The organism is Rhodococcus sp. P14, assembly GCF_000256505.1.
Taxonomy (GTDB): domain Bacteria; phylum Actinomycetota; class Actinomycetes; order Mycobacteriales; family Mycobacteriaceae; genus Rhodococcus; species Rhodococcus ruber.
Window position 1 is genome coordinate 1 of record NZ_AJFC01000352.1, and the last position, 688, is coordinate 688.

General features: G+C 74.4%; 1 protein-coding gene. It reads left to right on the top strand.

All coding sequences use genetic code 11. The features are described from left to right. Positions 1-688: metallopeptidase TldD-related protein (locus OEY_RS0124765; protein ID WP_010596434.1), on the top strand; the 688-nt coding region annotated here is incomplete at both ends.

The following is a 688-nucleotide window of genomic DNA, read 5'->3' on the forward strand; positions in this document are numbered from 1 at the left end:
CTCGTCGGCGGGGAAGGCGAGCCCGGCGACTGGGCCGACGCCGCGGCCGGGACCGACATCACGGTGTTCGGGCGGCTCGTCGACGATCTCGCCGCCGGATTCGACGGTGCCGATCAGCTCTACGGCTTCGCCCACCACCGGATCTCGACGACCTGGCTGGGCACCTCGAGCGGGGTGCGACGCCGGTTCAGCGCGCCGGAGGGATCGGTGGAGATCAACGGCAAACGGGGCGGGCTGAACGGGGCCAGCGCGTGGGCCGGGGCCGGCACCCGCGACTTCACCGACGTCGACACCCCCGCCCTGCTGACGGAACTGTCGCGGCGGCTGGACTGGGCGCGCCGCACCGTCGAGCTGCCGGCCGGGCGTTACGAGACGCTGCTGCCGCCGTCGGCGGTGGCCGACCTGATGATCTACCTGATGTGGTCGATGGAGGGCCGCGGCGCCGAGGAAGGGCACACCGCGCTGTCGCGGCCCGGCGGCACCCGCGTCGGCGAACGGCTCACCGCGCTGCCGTTGACCCTGTTCTCCGATCCCGCCGCCCCCGGCCTGGAATGCGCGCCGTTCGTCACGGCCACCGCGTCGTCGAACTCGCTGTCGGTGTTCGACAACGGCATGGACCTCGGGCGGGTCGACTGGGTGCGCGCGGGGACGGTGCACGCGCTGGCGTACCCGCGGGGCGCCCCCCCCC